General features: G+C 65.3%; 15 protein-coding genes and 2 riboswitches. Of the genes, 7 read left to right on the top strand and 8 right to left on the bottom strand.

What is annotated here, in order from left to right:
• The first annotated feature begins 177 nt into the window (after positions 1-177).
• Positions 178-1,275, top strand: coding sequence for an ABC transporter substrate-binding protein (locus tag H0I86_RS13455; RefSeq protein ID WP_180925393.1), 1,098 nt, complete (start codon positions 178-180; stop codon positions 1,273-1,275).
• A gap of 7 nt (positions 1,276-1,282) precedes the next feature.
• Here H0I86_RS13455 and H0I86_RS13460 read toward each other — a convergent pair whose 3' ends face one another.
• Positions 1,283-1,501: a DUF2970 domain-containing protein gene (locus H0I86_RS13460; RefSeq protein ID WP_007921856.1), complete on the bottom strand. Its 219-nt coding sequence runs from the start codon at positions 1,499-1,501 to the stop codon at positions 1,283-1,285.
• 106 nt (positions 1,502-1,607) lie between these two features.
• On the bottom strand, positions 1,608-5,318 hold the full coding sequence (gene metH, locus H0I86_RS13465) for a methionine synthase (protein ID WP_180925394.1): 3,711 nt from the start codon (positions 5,316-5,318) through the stop codon (positions 1,608-1,610).
• A gap of 156 nt (positions 5,319-5,474) precedes the next feature.
• Between metH and H0I86_RS13470 the strand changes: the two genes are divergently transcribed.
• Complete coding sequence (locus H0I86_RS13470; RefSeq protein ID WP_180925395.1) at positions 5,475-7,766, top strand: fatty acid cis/trans isomerase; 2,292 nt, start codon at positions 5,475-5,477, stop codon at positions 7,764-7,766.
• Positions 7,767-7,970: 204 nt separating this feature from the next.
• Positions 7,971-8,555: a Fe-S biogenesis protein NfuA gene (gene nfuA / locus H0I86_RS13475; protein ID WP_162095637.1), complete on the top strand. Its 585-nt coding sequence runs from the start codon at positions 7,971-7,973 to the stop codon at positions 8,553-8,555.
• A gap of 93 nt (positions 8,556-8,648) precedes the next feature.
• Here the strand turns inward: nfuA and cobM are convergent, their stop codons facing one another.
• The 4 genes from cobM to H0I86_RS13495 form a co-directional block, all read right to left on the bottom strand.
• A complete protein-coding gene (gene cobM, locus H0I86_RS13480) occupies positions 8,649-9,395 on the bottom strand; it encodes a precorrin-4 C(11)-methyltransferase (protein ID WP_180925396.1) in 747 nt (248 codons plus the stop codon).
• Between the two features lie 81 nt (positions 9,396-9,476).
• On the bottom strand, positions 9,477-9,890 hold the full coding sequence (locus H0I86_RS13485) for a cobalamin biosynthesis protein (protein WP_180925397.1): 414 nt from the start codon (positions 9,888-9,890) through the stop codon (positions 9,477-9,479).
• Complete coding sequence (locus tag H0I86_RS13490; RefSeq protein ID WP_180925398.1) at positions 9,887-10,594, bottom strand: CbtA family protein; 708 nt, start codon at positions 10,592-10,594, stop codon at positions 9,887-9,889. Before H0I86_RS13490 ends, H0I86_RS13485 begins: the two co-directional genes overlap by 4 nt.
• Positions 10,595-10,605: 11 nt before the next feature.
• Positions 10,606-10,794: a CbtB domain-containing protein gene (locus H0I86_RS13495; protein ID WP_180925399.1), complete on the bottom strand. Its 189-nt coding sequence runs from the start codon at positions 10,792-10,794 to the stop codon at positions 10,606-10,608.
• A 98-nt stretch (positions 10,795-10,892) separates the two neighbouring features.
• Positions 10,893-11,115, bottom strand: a riboswitch (cobalamin riboswitch).
• 105 nt (positions 11,116-11,220) lie between these two features.
• Positions 11,221-11,419: riboswitch (cobalamin riboswitch) on the top strand.
• Between the two features lie 96 nt (positions 11,420-11,515).
• Here H0I86_RS13495 and cobW point away from each other — a divergent pair.
• The 4 genes from cobW (at position 11,516) to H0I86_RS13515 (ending at position 18,186) form a co-directional block, all read left to right on the top strand.
• Entirely contained in the window at positions 11,516-12,574 is a 1,059-nt protein-coding gene (gene cobW, locus H0I86_RS13500) for a cobalamin biosynthesis protein CobW (RefSeq protein ID WP_180925400.1), read from the top strand.
• Between the two features lie 3 nt (positions 12,575-12,577).
• On the top strand, positions 12,578-16,351 hold the full coding sequence (gene cobN, locus H0I86_RS13505) for a cobaltochelatase subunit CobN (RefSeq protein ID WP_180925401.1): 3,774 nt from the start codon (positions 12,578-12,580) through the stop codon (positions 16,349-16,351).
• A 177-nt stretch (positions 16,352-16,528) separates the two neighbouring features.
• Complete coding sequence (locus H0I86_RS13510; RefSeq protein WP_180925402.1) at positions 16,529-17,530, top strand: magnesium chelatase ATPase subunit I; 1,002 nt, start codon at positions 16,529-16,531, stop codon at positions 17,528-17,530.
• A 53-nt stretch (positions 17,531-17,583) separates the two neighbouring features.
• Positions 17,584-18,186 (top strand): vWA domain-containing protein, encoded by a 603-nt coding sequence (locus H0I86_RS13515; RefSeq protein ID WP_180925403.1) that lies wholly within the window; start codon positions 17,584-17,586, stop codon positions 18,184-18,186.
• Positions 18,187-18,243: 57 nt separating this feature from the next.
• Here the strand turns inward: H0I86_RS13515 and H0I86_RS13520 are convergent, their stop codons facing one another.
• Positions 18,244-18,567 (bottom strand): hypothetical protein, encoded by a 324-nt coding sequence (locus tag H0I86_RS13520; protein ID WP_023964641.1) that lies wholly within the window; start codon positions 18,565-18,567, stop codon positions 18,244-18,246.
• Between the two features lie 196 nt (positions 18,568-18,763).
• The gene (locus H0I86_RS13525; protein ID WP_180925404.1) at positions 18,764-18,907 is read right to left on the bottom strand and encodes a hypothetical protein; all 144 of its coding nucleotides are present in this window, start codon (positions 18,905-18,907) and stop codon (positions 18,764-18,766) included.
• Positions 18,908-18,953: the final 46 nt, after the last annotated feature.

The raw sequence follows: 18,953 nt of genomic DNA on the forward strand, positions 1-18,953 counted from the left end.
CCATTCTCTTTCTGATCATTCTGGTCGTGGGAGCGGCGGTGTTCTGGGTCAGTCATCAATAATTGCGGTCGAGCGATGAACAGAGTCCGAATTGTCTGTGGGAAATGACGATTTGCCGACATTGGCCAGTATTTTGCCAGTTATACTGCAGGGCAATATTCCGGGACTCTGGTCGCAATGTTCAATGCGTTTGGTAAGTGTCTGCTGCTGGTGCTGCTTGTACTGAGTCCAGCGTTCTGGGCCATGGCCCATGCCACCTCGGTCGTGTTTTTGAACCCGGGCCACTCCACTGAAACCTTCTGGGTCGGTTATTCACAGTTCATGCAGGCCGCGGCCAACGACCTCGGCCTGGATCTGCGCGTGCGTTATTCGCAGCGCGATTCGCAAACCACCATCCGCCAGGCCCGGGAAGCCCTGCAGGGGCCGGACCGGCCGGATTACCTGGTGGTGGTCAACGAGCAATATGTCGCGCCGGAGATCCTGCGCCTGTCCCAGGGCTGCGGGGTGAAACTGTTCGTCGTCAACAACGCGCTGACCGCCGATCAGCAACGCTTGCTGGGCGAGCGCCAGAGCCGTTATCCCGACTGGATCGGCAGCATGATCGCCAACGACGAGGAAGCCGGCTACCTGATGCTCAAGGAACTGATCCGTCGTCACGGTCCGTTAGCCCCAGGGCAGTACATCGACTTGCTGGCGTTCTCGGGGGTGAAGAACACCCCGGTGGCGCAATCCCGTGAGCAGGGTCTGCAACGAGCGCTGGCCGAACATCCAGAGGTGCGGCTACGGCAGCTGGTGTATGGCGAGTGGAATCGCCAGCGCGCCTTTGAGCAGGCCCAGCAGTTGCTCAAGCGCTATCCGCAGACGCAATTGGTCTGGTCGGCCAACGACGAGATGGCCCTGGGGGCGATGGAGGCGCTGGAACAGCAGGGGCGGCGACCGGGCAAGGATGTGCTGTTCAGCGCCCTGAACAGCTCGCCACAGGCCTTGCAGGCGTTGATCGACGGACGCTTGACGGCGCTGATCGCCGGGCACTTCACCCTGGGGGGCTGGGCGATGGTGGTGCTCAACGACGATGCCCGGGGGCTGAACCCTGCGGCCCATGGTGGCCCGAGCTGGCAGCTGGATGTGTTCCAGCTACTGGACAAGGTCCAGGCGCAACGCCTGCTTGAATTGCAGGGCTCGCAGCAGTATGGCGTGGATTTTCGCGGGCTGTCGGTCGAGGGTAAGCAGGCCGGCTACCGTTATCCCTTCTCGCTGAATCTTTTACTGCACTGACAAGCGTTCAAAGCCCTGCCAGGTGCACTACCAGCTTGACGATACCGAACAGGGTCAAGGCGAACACCGCGGTGAACAGAATGCCCAGGATCACGAAATGGCTGGGCTTGCCGTGGGTGAAGTCGCGCTTGCGGTTCTTGCCGCTCTGTACGCCAAAGGCGGCAGCGGCGACGCTTTGCAGCATCTGCCAAAGGGTCGGCGGCTTGTCGTTGATGGGGTCGTCCATAAATCCCTCGACACAAGTGGGTGTAGGGAAAGCATAGACAATACCGCTTGTTCCAGCCTGCGGGAGCGCCGACCGGCGGCTCCCGCAAGTGAAGTGCACTGGGTTTTTAGTTGTCGTAGCCCAGGTTCGGCGCCAGCCAGCGCTCGGTCACGGCCAGGTCCTGGCCTTTGCGCGCGCTGTAGCTGTTGACCTGGTCCTTGTCGATCTTGCCCACGGCGAAGTACTGCGCCTGCGGATGGGCGAAGTACCAGCCGCTGACTGCCGCCGCCGGGAACATGGCGAAGTGTTCGGTGAGGAACACACCGCTGCGCCCGGCCTTGCCTTCGCTGGCCTCGGGGTCGAGCAGGGCGAACAGGGTGCTCTTCTCGGTGTGGTCCGGGCAGGCCGGGTAACCCGGGGCAGGGCGGATACCGCTGTACTGCTCCTTGATCAGCGCCTCGTTGTCCAGTTGCTCGTCCTTGGCGTAGCCCCAGTAGTCTTTGCGCACCTGCTGGTGCAGCCACTCGGCGCAAGCCTCGGCCAGGCGGTCGGCCAGGGCCTTGACCATGATCGAGTTGTAGTCGTCGCCCTTGTCCTGATAGGCCTTGGCCACTTCTTCGGCGCCGATGCCGGCGGTAGTGATGAAACCACCGACGTAGTCGGTCACGCCGCTGTCCTTGGGCGCGACGAAGTCGGCCAGGGAGAAGTTCGGCTTGCCGTCGGTCTTGATGGTCTGCTGGCGCAGGTGGTGCAGCCTGGCCAGGGGCTGGCCGTCGTCGCCATAGACTTCCAGGTCGTCGTCCTGCACCTGGTTGGCCGGCCAGAAGCCGAACACCGCGCGGGCGCTGATCAGCTTCTCGTCGATCAGCTTGTCGAGCATTTCCCGGGCGTCCTTGTACAGCGCGGTGGCGGCTTCGCCCACCACTTCGTCCTCGAGAATGCGCGGGAACTTGCCGGCCAGGTCCCAGGAGATGAAGAACGGCGTCCAGTCGATATATTCGGCCAGGACCCGCAGGTCGATATCGTCCAGTACCTTGGCGCCGGTGAAGGTCGGCACGGTCGGCTGGTAGCTGCTCCAGTCGAACTGCGGCTTCTTTGCCACGGCCGCCGGGTAGCTCAGGCGCTCGGTGCGGGCGCTGCGGTTGGCGGTGCGCTCGCGGACTTCCACGTACTCTTCGCGGGTGCGCTCGACGAAACCGGCCTTGAGCTCCTTGGACAGCAGCTGGGTGGCCACGCCCACGGCGCGCGAGGCGTCGGTGACGTAGACCACCGCGTCATTGCTGTACTTGGGCTCGATCTTCACCGCCGTGTGCGCCTTGGAGGTGGTGGCGCCGCCGATCATCAGCGGTAGGTGGAAGTCCTGGCGCTGCATTTCCCGGGCGACGTGGACCATCTCGTCCAGCGACGGGGTGATCAGGCCGGACAGGCCGATGATGTCGCACTTCTGTTCCTTGGCCACCTGCAGGATCTTCTCCGCCGGCACCATCACGCCGAGGTCGACGATGTCGTAGCCGTTACAGCCCAGGACCACGCCGACGATGTTCTTGCCGATGTCGTGCACGTCGCCCTTGACCGTGGCCATGAGGATCTTGCCCTTGGCTTGCGGCTTGTCGCCTTTTTCCAGCTCGATAAAGGGGATCAGGTGGGCCACGGCCTGCTTCATCACCCGGGCGGACTTCACCACCTGGGGCAGGAACATTTTGCCGGCGCCGAACAGGTCGCCGACGATGTTCATGCCGGCCATCAGCGGGCCTTCGATGACTTCGATCGGGCGAGCGAAGGACAGCCGCGACTCTTCGGTGTCTTCGACAATATGAGTGGTGATGCCCTTGACCAGGGCGTGCTCCAGGCGCTTGTTGACGTCCCAGTTGCGCCACTCTTCGGTCTCGGCTTCCTTGACGCTGCCGTCGCCCTTGTACTTGTCGGCGATGGCGAGGAGGGCGTCGGTGCCTTCCGGGGTGCGGTTGAGGATCACGTCCTCCACGGCGTCGCGCAGCTCCTGCGGGATCTGGTCGTAGATCTCCAGCTGGCCGGCGTTGACGATACCCATGGTCAGGCCGTTGCGGATCGCGTACAGCAGGAACACCGAGTGGATCGCCTCGCGCACCGGGTTGTTGCCGCGGAAGGAGAACGACACGTTGGACACGCCGCCGGAGCTCAGCGCGTACGGCAGCTCGTCGCGGATGTAGGCGCAGGCGTTGATGAAGTCCACCGCGTAGTTGTTGTGTTCCTCGATGCCGGTGGCCACGGCGAAGATGTTCGGGTCGAAGATGATGTCTTCCGGCGGGAAGCCGACATCGTTGACCAGGATGTCGTAGGAGCGTTTGCAGATTTCCTTCTTGCGCGCCTCGGTGTCGGCCTGGCCGGCTTCGTCGAAGGCCATCACCACCACGGCGGCGCCGTAGCGCTTGCACAGTTTGGCGTGATGAATGAACTGCTCGACGCCTTCCTTCATGCTGATGGAGTTGACGATGCCCTTGCCCTGGATGCACTTGAGGCCGGCTTCGATCACTTCCCACTTGGAGGAGTCGATCATGATCGGCACGCGCGAGATGTCCGGCTCGCCGGCGATCAGGTTGAGGAAGGTCACCATGGCCTTCTTCGAGTCCAGCATGCCTTCGTCCATGTTGATGTCGATCACCTGGGCGCCGGCTTCGACCTGCTGCAGGGCGACTTCCAGGGCTTCGGTGTAGTTCTCTTCACGGATCAGGCGGGCGAACTTGGCGGAACCGGTGATGTTGGTGCGTTCGCCGACGTTGACGAACAACGACTGGCGATCGATGGTGAACGGCTCCAGGCCCGACAGGCGGCAGGCCTTGGGGATGTCCGGGATCTGCCGCGGCGCATAGCCGGCGACGGCCTTGGCGATGGCCTCAACGTGCCCCGGGGTGGTGCCGCAGCAGCCGCCGACGATGTTCAGGAAGCCGCTCTGGGCGAACTCTTCGATGACCTTGGCGGTTTGCGCCGGCAGTTCGTCGTACTCGCCGAATTCGTTGGGCAGGCCGGCGTTGGGGTGCGCGGATACGTGAGTGCTGGCCTTGTTCGACAGCTCTTCCAGGTAGGGGCGCAGTTCGCTGGCGCCGAGGGCGCAGTTCAGGCCGACGGAGATCGGCTTGGCGTGGGCCACCGAGTTCCAGAAGGCTTCGGTGGTCTGCCCGGACAGGGTGCGGCCCGAGGCGTCGGTGATGGTGCCGGAGATCATGATCGGCAGTTCCAGGCCCAGTTCTTCGAACACGCCCTGCACGGCGAAGATCGCCGCCTTGGCGTTGAGGGTGTCGAAGATGGTCTCGATCAGGATCAGGTCGGCGCCGCCCTCGATCAGGCCCTTGGTGGCCTCGGTGTAGTTCTCCACCAGCTCGTCGAAGGTGACGTTGCGGTAGCCGGGGTTGTTGACGTCCGGCGACAGCGAGCAGGTGCGGCTGGTCGGGCCCAGCACGCCGGCGACGAAGCGCGGCTTGTCCGGGGTCTCCAGGGTCTTGGCGTCTGCGACCTTGCGCGCCAGGCGCGCGCCTTCGACGTTGAGCTCGTAGACCAGCGCTTCCATGCCGTAGTCGGCCATGGAAATCCGGGTGGCGTTGAAGGTGTTGGTTTCGAGGATGTCGGCACCGGCATCCAGGTAGGCTTTCTCGATGCCGCCGATCACGTCCGGACGAGTCAGCACCAGCAGGTCGTTGTTGCCCTTGACGTCGCTCGGCCAGTCGGCGAAGCGTTTGCCACGGTAGTCCTGCTCCTCGAGCTTGTAGCTCTGGATCATGGTGCCCATGCCGCCGTCGAGAATCAGGATGCGCTCTTTGAGGGCTTGCTGAAGGGCTTGGAGGCGCGTGCTGCGATCGGACATGAAAGACTACCTGGAAGGGCCATTACGAAGGGCGAGGATCATAGCAAACCTGTGCGCTTTTAGAGCATGCGGCGGTTTTGCATGAATATCGCTCATGTTGGTGGTGGTGCTGGCCCGGTAGAATCGCCGGATTTTCTTATGGATTGGACCAGGGATATGTCTTACCGCGTTGTCATCGGCAGTGCGCTGCTGCTTTTAAGTTCGTTCGCCAGCGCCCAGGGTCCCGCGCCAGCGATCTCCTACACCCGCGATATCCAGCCGATCTTCACCGAGAAATGCGTGGCCTGCCATGCCTGCTACGACTCGGCCTGCCAGCTCAACCTGGGCAGCGGCGAGGGCGCGGCCCGTGGCGCCTCGAAGATCCCGGTGTACGACGGCGAACGCAGCAAGGCGCAGACGCCGACCCGCTTGTTCTACGACGCTTCCGGCAAGCACGCCTGGCAGGGCATGGGCTTCTACTCGGTGCTCGATGCCCAGGGCAGCCAGGCGGCGCTGATGGCGCGCATGCTCGAGCTGGGGCACAAGACGCCGTTGCAACCCAACGCCAAGCTGCCGGACGACATTGTCCTGGGCCTGAACCGCGAGAACATGTGTGCGCAACCGGCCGAATTCGACGGTTATGCCAGGGCCCATCCGCGCGAAGGCATGCCGCTGGCGGTGACCGGCCTGACCGATCAGCAATACCAGACCCTGCAACGCTGGCTGGCCTCCGGTGCGCCGATCGACGAGCAGGGTCTGGCGCCGAGCGCCAAGGAAGCGATGCAGGTGCTGCAGTGGGAAAACCTGCTCAATGCCCCGGGCGCCCGGGAAAGCCTGGTGGCCCGCTGGTTGTTCGAGCACTGGTTCCTCGCCCACATCTATTTCGAAGGCGGCGAGCCGGGGCATTTCTTCCAGTGGGTACGTTCGCGCACGCCGAGCGGCCAGCCGATCGACCTGATCAACACCCGCCGGCCCAACGATGACCCAGGCACCCAGGTGTATTACCGCCTGTGGCCAGTGCAGGGGGTGATCGTGCACAAGACCCACATCACCTACCCGCTGAGCGCGGCGAAGATGGCGCGGATCAAGACCCTGTTCTACAGCGGCGATTATCAGGTCACTGCGCTGCCGGGTTATGGCCCGGGCCGCCGCGCCAACCCGTTCGAGACCTTCGAGGCGATTCCGGCCAAGGCCCGCTACCAGTTCATGCTGGATAACGCCGAGTACTTCGTGCGTACCTTTATCCGCGGCCCGGTGTGCCGCGGGCAGATCGCCACCGACGTGATCCGCGACAACTTCTGGGCGCTGTTCCAGGCCCCGGAACACGACCTCTACATCACCGACCCGGCCTACCGCGGCCAGGCCACGCCGCTGCTGGCCATGCCTGGGCAGAATGATGATGTCGGCAGCGTGCTGAGCCTGTGGCTGGCCTACCGCGACAAGCGCAACGAATACGAGATCCTGCGCCGCGACTCCTACGCCGCCGCGCCGCCGCCGAGCTGGTCGACCCTGTGGGCGGGCAACGACAACGCGCTGCTGAGCATCTTCCGCCACTTCGACAGCGCCTCGGTGACCAAGGGCCTGATCGGCGAGGTGCCGCAGACCATGTGGCTGTTCGACTACCCGCTGCTGGAGCGCACCTACTACCAGCTGGCGGTCAACTTCGACGTGTTCGGCAATGTCTCGCACCAGGCGCAGACCCGGCTGTACTTCGACCTGATCCGCAACGGCGCCGAGCAGAACTTCCTGCGCCTGATGCCCGCCGGCACCCGCGAGGACTTCCTCGACGATTGGTACCAGAACAGCGGCAAGTTCAAGATGTGGCTGGACTACGAGTCCATCGACGACGACAAGGCCAGCGCCCTGGTCCTGGACGAGAAGGACCCGAAACGCGACTTCGCCCGCCAGCTGCTGAGCCGCTACGGCGACCTCAATGCGCGGCCCGATCCGATCAACCGCTGTGACGGCGCCTACTGCTCGCGGCCGAACATCGACCCGGCGCTGCAGAGTGCCGAACAGGCCCTCAGCGGCCTGGTTTCGCGGCCGGCGGCCGGCATGCGGGTCATCGACCTGCTGCCGGAGGCCACCATGCTGCGCATCCAGGCGCCGAGCGGCAAACGGGTGTTCTACAGCATGCTGCGCAACCGCGCCCACAGTAACGTGGCGTTCCTGCTGGGCGAGTCGCTGCGCTACCAGCCGGGCCTGGACACCCTGACCATCTACCCGGGCGTGCTCAGCAGCTACCCGAACTTCATGTTCAATATTCCTGCCGGGCAGGTGCCGGAGTTCGTGGCCGAGATGGAAAACGCCAAGGATGCCCACCGTTTCGAGAAAATCGTCGAGCGCTGGGGGATCCGTCGCAGCCATCCGCAGTTCTGGCAGTACTTCCACGACCAGACCCAGTACATCCTGGAAACCGATCCGAAAGAGGCGGGGGTACTGGACATGAACCGCTACGAGAACCTCTGACGGCGCCAAGCCCTTGAAATTCCGGGCCGGAGCCCTCAGGTTCCGGCCCGGCCCATCCCGCAAGAGCCTTGTTAAAAAGTCCCAGGCGTTGCGTCGACCACGCAGCGCGGGCCTATCGACCAAGGTCTATCCCGACAAAAATACTAGGACTTTGTCCGGCACGCCGATTGGCGTAAACTGCGCCCACGCCTGCGAGGAATTTCCATGACCGCTATTACCATCACCGACGCCGCCCACGATTATCTGGCTGATCTGCTCTCCAAGCAGAACACTCCGGGCATTGGCATCCGCATCTTTATCACCCAGCCCGGGACTCAGTACGCCGAGACCTGCATCGCCTATTGCAAGCCGGGTGAAGAAAAAACCGAAGACAAAGCCCTGGGGCTGAAGAGCTTCACCGCCTACATCGACGCCTTCAGCGAAGGTTTCCTCGATGACGCGGTGGTCGACTACGCCACCGACCGCATGGGCGGCCAGCTGACTATCAAGGCGCCCAACGCCAAGGTGCCGATGGTCAACGCCGACAGCCCGATCAACGAGCGCATCAACTACTACCTGCAGACCGAGATCAACCCGGGGCTGGCCAGCCACGGCGGCCAGGTCAGCCTGATCGATGTGGTCGAGGACGGCATCGCCGTGCTGCAGTTCGGCGGTGGTTGCCAGGGCTGCGGCCAGGCCGACGTGACCTTGAAGGAAGGCATCGAGCGCACCCTGCTCGAGCGCATTCCCGAGCTCAAGGGTGTACGTGACGTCACCGACCACACGCAGAAAGAAAACGCCTACTACTAAGGCGTTCGCTGCGAACATGAAAAACGGCGCCCCGTGAGCGCCGTTTTTTATGCCTGATGCTTGTGATTTGAGGTGCGCCGTGTCGCCTGCTCTTCAAGGCCGATATAAATGCGCATGCCCCGCGCGATACAACGACGACTCGCTGAAACTGTCTGTGGCCAGTACCCGGCCCACCAGGATCAGCGCCGTGCGCCGAAAGCCCTTGGCCTGGACCTTTTCGGCAATGTCCGCCAGCGTGCCCAGCACCCAGTCCTGGTCCGGCCAGGTCGCCCGGTGCACCACGGCAATCGGGCAGTCGGCGCCGTAGTGGGGCAGCAGCTCGGCGACAATCTTCTGCAGATGGTTGACCCCCAGGTGAATCGCCATGGTGGTGCCGTGGGCGGCCAGGCTGGCGAATGCCTCGCCGGCGGGCATCGAGGTCTTGTCGGCATAGCGGGTCAGGATCACGCTCTGGGCGACGTCCGGCAGGGTCAGTTCGGCCCCCAGCAAGGCGGCGCAGGCCGCGGTGGCGGTCACGCCGGGGATGATCTCGAAGGGGATGCCCAGATCGCGCAGGCAGCGAATCTGCTCGCCGATGGCGCCGTACAGGCTCGGGTCGCCGGAATGTACCCGGGCCACGTCCTGGCCCTTGGCATGGGCGTCCTTGATCAGCTCGATGATCTGTTCCAGGTGCAGTTCGGCGCTGTTGACCAGCTGTTCGGCGCTATGGCCCTGGAGCACGGCTTCGGGCACCAGGGAGCCGGCATAGATAATGACCGGGCAGCTGTGGATCAGCCGCTGGCCCTTGACGGTGATCAGTTCCGGGTCGCCGGGACCTGCGCCGATAAAAAAGACGGTCATGGCGTTCTCCTGTGAAAAAAGGGGCGGGGCAACCTCACAGATGAAGATTGCTCATGATCAGTGGCGGGGATTATCGAAGATTTACCCGGAGCAGGCCAAGGCGAGGGTCGCCTGGGCGTATTTCTGCCGCGGGACCAGCAGCTTTGCCGGGCCTCGGGCCAGCTGTTCGGCCAGGGCCAGGGCGGCGCTTTCGGCAACCCCGTAACAGCCGGTACGCTCGTAGGCGATCTCTGAACGATGGCTGAGTTGCAGCACATAAGGCGTCAGTTGGCGGCTGCTGAAACAGGTCAGGGGCAGTCCCAGTTGCGCGGCCAGGGCCAGCAGGCCGGGCTCCTCGCGTTTCAGGTCGATGCTGGCCAGTGCCTTGATCTGCCCGAGGTCGATGCGGTGGGCGCTCAGGGTCTGGTCGAGCAGGGCGCGCAAGGTCTCCACCGGGCAGCCCCGCTGGCAGCCCAGGCCGACCACCAGGGTCGGCGCTGTGCTGGCAGCCGTCATGCCGAGTACTGATCGTCGCTCTTGCGGCGGAACAGCCAGGCGCTGATCAGGCCCAGGGCCAGCCAGAACGCGGCGTTGGTCAGCTGCGAAGCAATCTTGAACTGCGCTTCCAGTGCTGGCGGCGCGAGCATCGAATGCACTTGCGGCTGCGGCGCGCCAATGAGGTGCGGTACGGCGAGGATGGCCATGCCCAGCACTTTCAGCAGCCAGTGGCGAGCGAAGACGATCAGGGCGATGCCGACCGCGGTGGAAGCGGCGGTGCCGACCCACCAGATCTGCCGTTGCGCCAGGTCCGCGGCGGCGGTGCCCGGCAGTTCAGGCGGCAGGCCGAGGGTCGGCGCCAGGCAGAAGGTCGCATAACCGGCCAGGCCCCAGAGCAGGCCCTGGGAAGTACGGTTCGGCGCACGCAGGGTGTAGAGGCCGGCGAGCATCAGGGCGAAGCCCACGGCGACCACCAGGTTGCCGCCGGTGGTGGACAGCACGCGCTGCCAACCGTCTTCCGGCTCCCAGGCTTCGGCGTCATGACTATGGGCGGCGGTGCCGGCGGCATGCTCATGCGCTTCTTCATGCTGGGCGGCCGGGGCCTTCTCGTAGGTTTCCGCCTCCAGGATCAGCGGCGCGACCCAGAAGCTTTGCAGCAGGGTCAGCAACAGGGCCGCCAGCAACCCGGTGAACCCCGCGGTTTGCGCGATACGCTTGATCATCTCGGCAGGTCTCAGTGGCAAGGGAAGGCGGCGCTGTGACGGGTATCGTGGGCGGCGTTGTGCACTGCTTCGATATGGGAGAAGCCGGCGAAATATACAAGGCTAGCACCGAGGATCGAGGCGCCGATGGCGGCGACCAGGCGTTGGCTCAAGGTGGCGGTGCTGCTGGTGGAGTGGCTGGTGCTGCTGATGATCGACATGGCGCTTCCCTCTGGTGTGTCAGCGGGTGAATCGAGCGCAACAAGACCCCGCGAGACGGGCTCGCGGGGAATCAACAGCGCCCGCCCACCGCGGGTTTGTTATGACTGTGTAGCGGGCCGGTCTCCGGGCTCGCGAGGGGCGGGGGCTTGCGCCACACCTGCAAGAATCGCCTTCCCATGCCGGACTGCTGGCACAGTGGATCTGATTCTTCGCTCGCTTACCGTTGCGGGGGCAGCACCGGACTGATCAAGGCTTTTGGCCTGTGACGCACCGGTTTCCCGTTTCACCCTGTGAAGGGCACCCGTAACAAGGCGTGTAGGAGAGCATGGGCGAGGGAGGGGCGTCAATTGGCAAGGGTTCTCGTTTTCGATCGCGATTGGCCTGTTTTCGCGCCGTATGAACATTGACCGCCCCCCACGCTCTGCGTAGCCTTGCGCTTTCGAGGTTCTTCGGCGTCTGCCGAAGCTAAGAAGGGAACGCGGTCCAAGCCGCGGCTGCCCCCGCAACTGTAAACGGTGATGAACGATGCAAGGCCACTGCCAGGCGGCGGGAAGGCGCATCGTTCGCCAGTCCAACGACCGGCGCGCCGTCAGCCAGGAGACCTGCCTCGGACCCGATTTTCACTACAACCGGGCGGGGTGATCCGGTGGCGAACTCTTCCGTGCACCTGGCTGCGCGGTTCTCGTCCCGCATGCCCGCCACCTTGCCAAAGGGCATCCGATGAAAACACTGGCCAAACTTCCCGTCACCATCGTTACCGGCTTCCTCGGCTCGGGCAAAACCACCTTGCTGCGGCATATGCTGGACAACGCCCAGGGTCGCCGCATCGCGGTGATCGTCAACGAGTTCGGCGAGCTGGGCATCGACGGCGAGATCCTCAAGCAATGCGCCATCGGTTGCACCGAGGAAGAGGCCAGCGGTCGCGTCTACGAGCTGGCCAACGGCTGCCTGTGCTGCACCGTGCAGGAAGAGTTCTTCCCGGTGATGCGCGAGCTGGTGGCCCGTCGCGGCGACCTCGACCATATCCTTATCGAAACCTCCGGCCTGGCCCTGCCCAAACCTTTGGTCCAGGCTTTCCAGTGGCCGGAAATCCGCAGCGCCTGCACCGTCGACGCGGTGATCACCGTGGTCGATAGCCCGGCCGTGGCCGCCGGCACCTTCGCCGCCTTCCCGGACCAGGTGGACGCCCAGCGCAAGCTCGACCCGAACCTCGACCATGAATCGCCGCTGCACGAGCTGTTCGCCGACCAGCTCTCCAGCGCCGACCTGGTGATCCTCAACAAGGCTGACCTGATCAGCCCGGAAGACCTGGCCAAGGTGCGCCTGGAAGTCGCCGAGGAACTGCCGCCGGCGGTGAAAGTCATCGAAGCCAGCAGCGGTCGCCTGCCGCTGGACGTGCTGCTGGGCCTGGGCAACGGTTCGGAAGAACATATCGACGGCCGCCACAGCCACCACGATCACCACCATGACGGTGATGACCACGATCACGACGCCTTCGATTCCATCTCCATCGAGCTGCCACAGGCCGACGAAAGCCTGCTGCTGGACGCCCTGACCCAACTGGTGGTGCAGCACGGCATCCTGCGGGTCAAGGGTTTCGCGGCGATCCCCAACAAGCCGATGCGCCTGTTGATCCAGGGCGTGGGCACCCGCTTCGACAAGCACTTCGACCGCCAGTGGGGCGCCGACGAAGCCTGCACCACGCGCCTGGTGCTGATCGGCCAGGAACTGGATGCGACCCTGCTCGAAGCGCAATTGCGCGCCGCGCTCAGCGTGTAAGCCATGCACCTGCTCAGGACCCAGCCCGGCGGTTTCGTGTCGGATGACAACATTGCCGACCTTGGACAAACCCCCGCCGAGCTGGTGATCTTGTGCAGCGGCGACTCCAGCCTGGCGCTCTTGGCCGAAGCGGCGCAGCAGTTGCCCGAGGACTACCCGAGCTTTCGCCTGGCCAACCCGATGCAGGTGCAGAACCACGCCTCGGTCGACCTGTATGTCGACCAGGTGCTGCGCCACGCCAAGGTGATCCTGATTTCCCTGCACGGTGGCATCGCCTATTGGCGTTATGGCATCGAGCAACTGGTGCAGCTGGCGCAACGCGGCGTGCAGCTGATCCTGGTGCCGGGCGACGATCGCCCGGACCCGGAGCTGAGCGACCTGAGCACGGTGCCCGCCGCCGACCGCGAGCGCCTCTGGCACTTCCTGCGCCAGGGCGGCATGGGCAACGCGCTGAACCTCTACCGCTGCCTGGCCAGTGGCTGGCTGGGGCGCGACTACCATTGGTCCGAGCCGCAGACCCTGCCGCGCACGGCGATCTACCACCCGAACAGAAGCAGCGCCGCCCTCGGCGATTGGCAAGCCGACTGGCGGGCCGGCCAGTCGGTGGCGGCGCTGCTGTTCTACCGCTCGCATTTGCAGGCGGCCAACACCGCCTTTATCGATGAGTTCTGCCGGCGCTTGCAGGCGGCGGGCCTGAACCCGCTGCCGATCGCCCTGGCCAGCCTGAAAGAACCCGGTTGCCTGACGGTGGTCGAGGAACTGCTGGATGAGGTGCGGGCGGCGGTGATCCTCAACACCACCGGTTTTGCCCAGTCCAGCCCGGAGGCCCCGCACCTGCGGCCGTTTCGCCGCAATATCCCGGTGATCCAGGCCATCTGTGCCCAGGACAACGAACCCGGCTGGCGCGCCAGCGAACAGGGCCTGGGCCCGCGGGACCTGGCGATGCACATCGCCTTGCCGGAACTGGACGGGCGTATCATCAGCCGGCCTATCAGCTTCAAGGACCTGGCCTGGCGCAGCGAGCGCAGCCAGTCGGACGTGGTCTGCTATCGCTCGGCCCCCGAGCGCATGGATTTTGTCGCCGAACTGGCGCGGCGCTGGGTCGATCTGGCCCGGTTGCCCAATGGCGAAAAACGCATCGCCCTGATCCTCGCCAACTACCCGACCCGCGACGGCCGCATCGGCAACGGCGTGGGCCTGGACACGCCGGCGGCGGCGCTGAATATCCTGCGTGCCCTGCAAGCCGAGGGTTACCCGTTGCCGGCCGAGTTGCCGGACAGCGGTACGGCGCTGATCCAGCAATTGCTCGGCGGGGTCAGCAACGACCTGGACAGCCTCGACCTGCGCCCGTGCCAGCAAAGCCTGGCGCTGGACGAGTACCAGGCCATGTTCGATGCACTGCCCGAAGCCAATCGCCTGGCAGTGCTCGAACGCTGGGGCGGCCCGGAAAACGACCCAATGTTCCGCAGCGGGCGGCTGATGATCGCCGGCCTGCGTTTTGGCCTGACCTTCGTCGGCATCCAGCCGGCGCGCGGTTATCAGGTCGATCCGAGCGCGGTCTATCACGACCCGGACCTGGTGCCGCCTCATGCTTACCTGGCGTTCTATTTCTGGCTGCGCCGGACCTACGGCGCCCATGGGCTGATCCATGTCGGCAAGCACGGCAACCTGGAATGGCTGCCGGGCAAGGGCGTCGGCCTGTCCGAGCGCTGCTGGCCGGACGTGCTGCTGGGGCCGCTGCCGAATATCTATCCGTTTATCGTCAACGACCCGGGCGAGGGCGCCCAGGCCAAGCGCCGGACCCAGGCGGTGATCATCGACCACCTGATGCCGCCGCTGACCCGCGCCGAAACCTACGGTCCGCTGCGCGACCTGGAACTGCTGGCCGACGAGTACTACGAAGCGCAATTGCTCGATCCGCGCCGCGCCCGCGAGTTGCAGAAGGACATTCTCAAGCTGGTGCGCGTGACCCGGCTCGACCGCGAACTGCAACTGGATGGGCAGCTCGACGGCGAGGCCGACGCGGCGCTCTGGCTGCCGCGCCTGGATACCTACCTGTGCGACCTGAAGGAGTCGCAGATCCGCGACGGCCTGCACGTGTTCGGCGAATCGCCGGTGGGCCGCCTGCGCATCGACACCTTGCTGGCCTTGCTGCGCATTCCCCGTGGCGATGGCCGGGGCGCGCAGTCGAGCCTGTTGCGGGCCCTGGCCAAGGCCTTCGAGCTGGGGTTCGATCCGCTGGATTGCGCCCTGGCCGAACCCTGGAGCGGGCGCCGGCCCCAGGTCTTGCAGGGCATCAGCGAGCAGATGTGGCGCACCGCCGGCGATGCCCGCGAACGCCTGGAGCTGTACGCCGGGCAGTTGATCGAAGCCGCGTTGTCGGGCGAAGTCGAGCAACTGAACGAGCCCGCCTGGAGCGAGGTCAAGGCGATCATCGACAGCCTGCGCGAGGTGGTGGCGCCGCGCCTGGATGCCTGCGGCCCGGCGGAGATGCGCGGCTTGCTGGATGCCCTGGGCGGGCGTTTCGTACCGGCCGGGCCCAGCGGCGCACCGAGTCGCGGACGCCTGGATGTGTTGCCCACCGGGCGCAATTTCTACTCGGTGGACGTGCGCAACCTGCCGACTACCACCGCCTGGCGCATCGGTTTCCAGTCGGCCAACCTGATCCTCGAACGGCACCTGCAGGACCATGGCGACCACCTGCATCAGCTCGGCCTGTCGGTGTGGGGCACGGCGACCATGCGCACCGGCGGCGACGATATCGCCCAGGCCATGGCGCTGATGGGCGTGCGTCCGGTGTGGGCCACCGGCAGCCAGCGGGTCGACGACTTCGAGATCCTGCCGCTGAGCCTGCTGGACCGCCCGCGGGTGGACGTGACCCTGCGGGTGTCCGGGTTCTTCCGCGATGCCTTCGCCAACCTGATCCGCCTGTTCGACGCCGCTGTGCAGGCAGTGGCCGCGCTGGACGAACCGGACGACCTCAACCCGCTGGCGGCCAAGGTCCGCGCCGAGCGCGAAGCGCTGCTGCAGTCTGGTCTCGATGCTGAAGCGGCGCAGCGCCAGGCCGGCTGGCGGATCTTCGGCGCCAAGCCCGGGGCCTATGGCGCGGGCGTGCAGGGCGCTATCGACGGTCGCCTGTGGCAGAGCCGCGAGGACCTGGCCGAGGTCTATCTGAACTGGGGCGGCTACGCCTATGGCGGCGCCGACGAAGGCTCCGCGGCCCGTGGCCAGTTCGCCCGGCGCCTGAGCCAGGTGCAGGCGGTGCTGCAGAACCAGGACAATCGCGAACACGACCTGCTGGATTCCAACGACTACTACCAGTTCCAGGGCGGCATGCTCGCCGCCGTGGAAAGCCTCAGTGGCGAAAAGGCCGCCAGCTACCACGGCGACCACAGCCAGCCGGACCTGCCGAAAATCCGCAGCCTCAAGGAAGAGCTGAACCGGGTGATCCGCTCCCGCGCGGCCAACCCGAAGTGGATCGCAGGGGTGAAGCGCCACGGCTACAAGGGCGCCTTTGAAATGGCCGCCACCGTGGATAATCTGTTCGCCTTCGACGCCACCACCCAGTTGATCGACGATCACCAGTACGCCTTGCTGGCCGACGCCTATCTGCTGGACCCGGCGACCCGTGAATTCATCCAGCAGCACAACCCCCATGCGTTGCGCGATATGACCGAGCGCCTGCTCGAGGCCCAGCAGCGCGGGATGTGGCAGGAGCCCGGCGAGTACCGCGAGGCCCTGGAAAACCTGTTGCTGGATATAGAAGAAGATGGCTGACGTCCCCTGTAGCCGCTGCCGCAGGCGGCGATCGGGCCCGCAGGGGCCGCTGGAGCGGGCAACGCGGTTGGTCAGATACCAAGCGTCATCTGTTTTATGCCGACTGCGTCGTCAATCGCAGCCTGCGGCAGCGGCTACAACTATTGATGTTCGTGCATCCCTTTACCGAGAACCGACATGAGCGATACCCCACATTTCCCGCTGTCCGCCGTGGTCGGCGCCGATGACCTGAAACTGGCGCTGTGCCTGACGGCCATCGACCCGAAAATCGGCGGGGTGTTGATCGAAGGGCCGCGGGGCATGGCCAAGTCGACCCTGGCCCGCGGCCTGGCGGACCTGCTGGCGAGTGGGCAATTCGTCACCTTGCCCCTGGGCGCGACCGAGGAGCGCCTGGTCGGCACCCTGGACCTGGACGCGGCCCTGGGCGAAGGCCGGGCGCAGTTTTCCCCGGGGGTGCTGGCCAAGGCCGATGGTGGGGTGCTCTATGTCGACGAGGTAAACCTGCTGCCGGACCATCTGGTGGACCTGCTGCTGGACGTGGCCGCCAGCGGCACCAACCTGATCGAGCGCGACGGTATTTCCCACCGGCATTCGGCCCGGTTCGTGCTGATCGGCACCATGAACCCGGAGGAGGGTGAGCTGCGTCCGCAACTGCTGGACCGCTTTGGCCTGAATGTTGCCCTGAGCGGCCAGACGCCGCCCACTGAACGGGGCCAGATCATTCGCCGGCGCCTGGATTTCGACAGCGATCCCCAGGGCTTCTGCCAGCAGTGGGCCGCCGAGCAGGAGGCGCTGCGCCAACGCTGCCAGCAGGCGCGGGTGTTGCTGGCGGAGATTGCCCTGGACGACCAAGCGCTGGAGCGGATCACCGAACGCTGTTTCGCCGCTGGCGTCGACGGCCTGCGCGCGGACCTGGTGTGGCTGCGTGCCGCCCGCGCCCATGCGGCCTGGCGCGGTGCCTGGGCTATCGAGGAGCAGGACATCGATGCGGTGGCCGAATTCGCCCTGCGCCATCGCCGTCGCGACAACCCGCCGAGCGCGGCGCATCAGCCATCTCAAGCACCAGCCCCGGCCCAGTCCAGCCCCGCCGAAGGCCAGGGCCAATGGGGCGAGCTGCCGGCCCAGGCGCTGGCCACCGGCGCCCGCCGTGAAGTGCCGAGCTGGCCAAAAAAGCCCTAGGCATTCGCCCCCGGTCCGACGCGGGGGCGAATGCCAAACCCCGCGCCGGACGGTTGGACAAGGGCAGGCAAGGCCGCGCGCGTGCAGCCGTCCACGGTTCGATCAACTGGCCAGGCACCTTGCTCAACGGCCGGCCCCGCCAGCGCGACGACCTGTTGTGGCACCTGCGCAATCGCTCGCCCCATGAGCTGTGGCTGATGATCGTCGATGCGTCGGCCTCGACCCGCCGCCATCAGGCGCTGAGCGATGCCAAGGGCCTGCTGGCCCAGCTGTTCGACGATGCGTATCGACAGCGCGCGCGCCTGGCCTTGCTGACCGCCAGCGGCCGCGCGCCGAACTGGCAGGTGCAGGGGTTGAAGGCCTCGAAGGATTTGCGCGACTGGCTCGACGGGCTGGGAGCGGGCGGCGGCACACCGTTGCTGGCGGCCCTGGCCGAGGCGGGGCAGTGGCTGGTCTCACGGCAGAAACGTTATCCGGCCGAACAGCAGCGGGTGCTACTGCTCACCGATGGCCGGGTCAAGGCCCTGCCGCCCTTGGAGCGCCTGGGTTGCCCGACCCTGTTGATCGATATCGAACGCGGACCGATCCGCCTCGGTCGCGCTCGCGAGCTGGCGCAGCAACTGGATGCGCAGTATCGGCATATCGATGGGATGTGATGGGGGTGAGGGCAGTCCGGCCATGAGCCAGTCGACGACTGCCCCCGGATCGGCGTTTTAGCCGCCGAAAGGAGCGGAACGGATGGCTTCGCCTTTCCTGGCGCAGGAAGGCGGGTTGGTCATCCCCAGGGTGAGCAGGTTGCCGCCGTTGATGATGCAGTTGAATTCCTTGTTGTCGTTGGTTTTCAAGGCCACGTAGGTGTTGGTGCCTTCGGTGCGACGGCTGACGATGCTGACATCCGAGGGCGAGTAGCCCAGGGCGCCGCTGGTCTGGGATTTGATCTGTTCATCGCTCAGGGTATTGGTCTTGCCGGCGATGGAGTTGCAACCGGCGAGTCCGAGGGTGAGGGCGCAAGCCAGGGCAAGGGGGACGACTCTCATGTGTTGCTCCTTATTATCAGGGGGGGAGGTCCGCCAAAAATCCTAGCAGCGGAGTATTTTTTTGCTGGGTACGCTGCTGGTTTTTTGCGATCCGCCGCGCGAATTGAGCATTACCAGCCGACGGACGGATGCGTTTGGTGGGCGCCCCGCCCTTTCACTCGAGAGCGTCCCCTCGCTTGCGCCCTTGCATCGGCTATCACCTGGCCATTTCCTGTCGGTACTGGCGCATGCGCCCGATGCTGTTCAACTGCTCGAGCAGCAACACCAGCCAGGGGCATACTTGAGGTTTGCGCGCACGCCCGCGACTCAGGCAATGCATCTGCAGGCGAGCGATGGCCATGGCCACCGAACGATTTCAGCGGCCGTATGACGGACCCTTGGCTGAT

It is taken from the genome of Pseudomonas chlororaphis subsp. aurantiaca (assembly GCF_013466605.1).
Taxonomy (GTDB): Bacteria; Pseudomonadota; Gammaproteobacteria; order Pseudomonadales; family Pseudomonadaceae; genus Aquipseudomonas; species Aquipseudomonas chlororaphis_I.

Excerpts from the sequence above, each read along its gene's own strand:
- H0I86_RS13510 (WP_180925402.1), top strand. The coding sequence starts at position 16,529 with ATGAGCGATACCCCACATTTCCCGCTGTCCGCCGTGGTCGGCGCCGAT.
- H0I86_RS13470 (WP_180925395.1), top strand. The coding sequence starts at position 5,475 with ATGTCTTACCGCGTTGTCATCGGCAGTGCGCTGCTGCTTTTAAGTTCG.
- metH (WP_180925394.1), bottom strand. The coding sequence starts at position 5,318 with ATGTCCGATCGCAGCACGCGCCTCCAAGCCCTTCAGCAAGCCCTCAAA.
- H0I86_RS13495 (WP_180925399.1), bottom strand. The coding sequence starts at position 10,794 with ATGTCGATCATCAGCAGCACCAGCCACTCCACCAGCAGCACCGCCACC.
- H0I86_RS13525 (WP_180925404.1), bottom strand. The coding sequence starts at position 18,907 with ATGGCCATCGCTCGCCTGCAGATGCATTGCCTGAGTCGCGGGCGTGCG.
- H0I86_RS13490 (WP_180925398.1), bottom strand. The coding sequence starts at position 10,594 with ATGATCAAGCGTATCGCGCAAACCGCGGGGTTCACCGGGTTGCTGGCG.
- cobW (WP_180925400.1), top strand. The coding sequence starts at position 11,516 with ATGAAAACACTGGCCAAACTTCCCGTCACCATCGTTACCGGCTTCCTC.
- H0I86_RS13485 (WP_180925397.1), bottom strand. The coding sequence starts at position 9,890 with ATGACGGCTGCCAGCACAGCGCCGACCCTGGTGGTCGGCCTGGGCTGC.
- H0I86_RS13455 (WP_180925393.1), top strand. The coding sequence starts at position 178 with ATGTTCAATGCGTTTGGTAAGTGTCTGCTGCTGGTGCTGCTTGTACTG.
- H0I86_RS13460 (WP_007921856.1), bottom strand. The coding sequence starts at position 1,501 with ATGGACGACCCCATCAACGACAAGCCGCCGACCCTTTGGCAGATGCTG.
- cobM (WP_180925396.1), bottom strand. The coding sequence starts at position 9,395 with ATGACCGTCTTTTTTATCGGCGCAGGTCCCGGCGACCCGGAACTGATC.
- H0I86_RS13520 (WP_023964641.1), bottom strand. The coding sequence starts at position 18,567 with ATGAGAGTCGTCCCCCTTGCCCTGGCTTGCGCCCTCACCCTCGGACTC.
- nfuA (WP_162095637.1), top strand. The coding sequence starts at position 7,971 with ATGACCGCTATTACCATCACCGACGCCGCCCACGATTATCTGGCTGAT.
- cobN (WP_180925401.1), top strand. The coding sequence starts at position 12,578 with ATGCACCTGCTCAGGACCCAGCCCGGCGGTTTCGTGTCGGATGACAAC.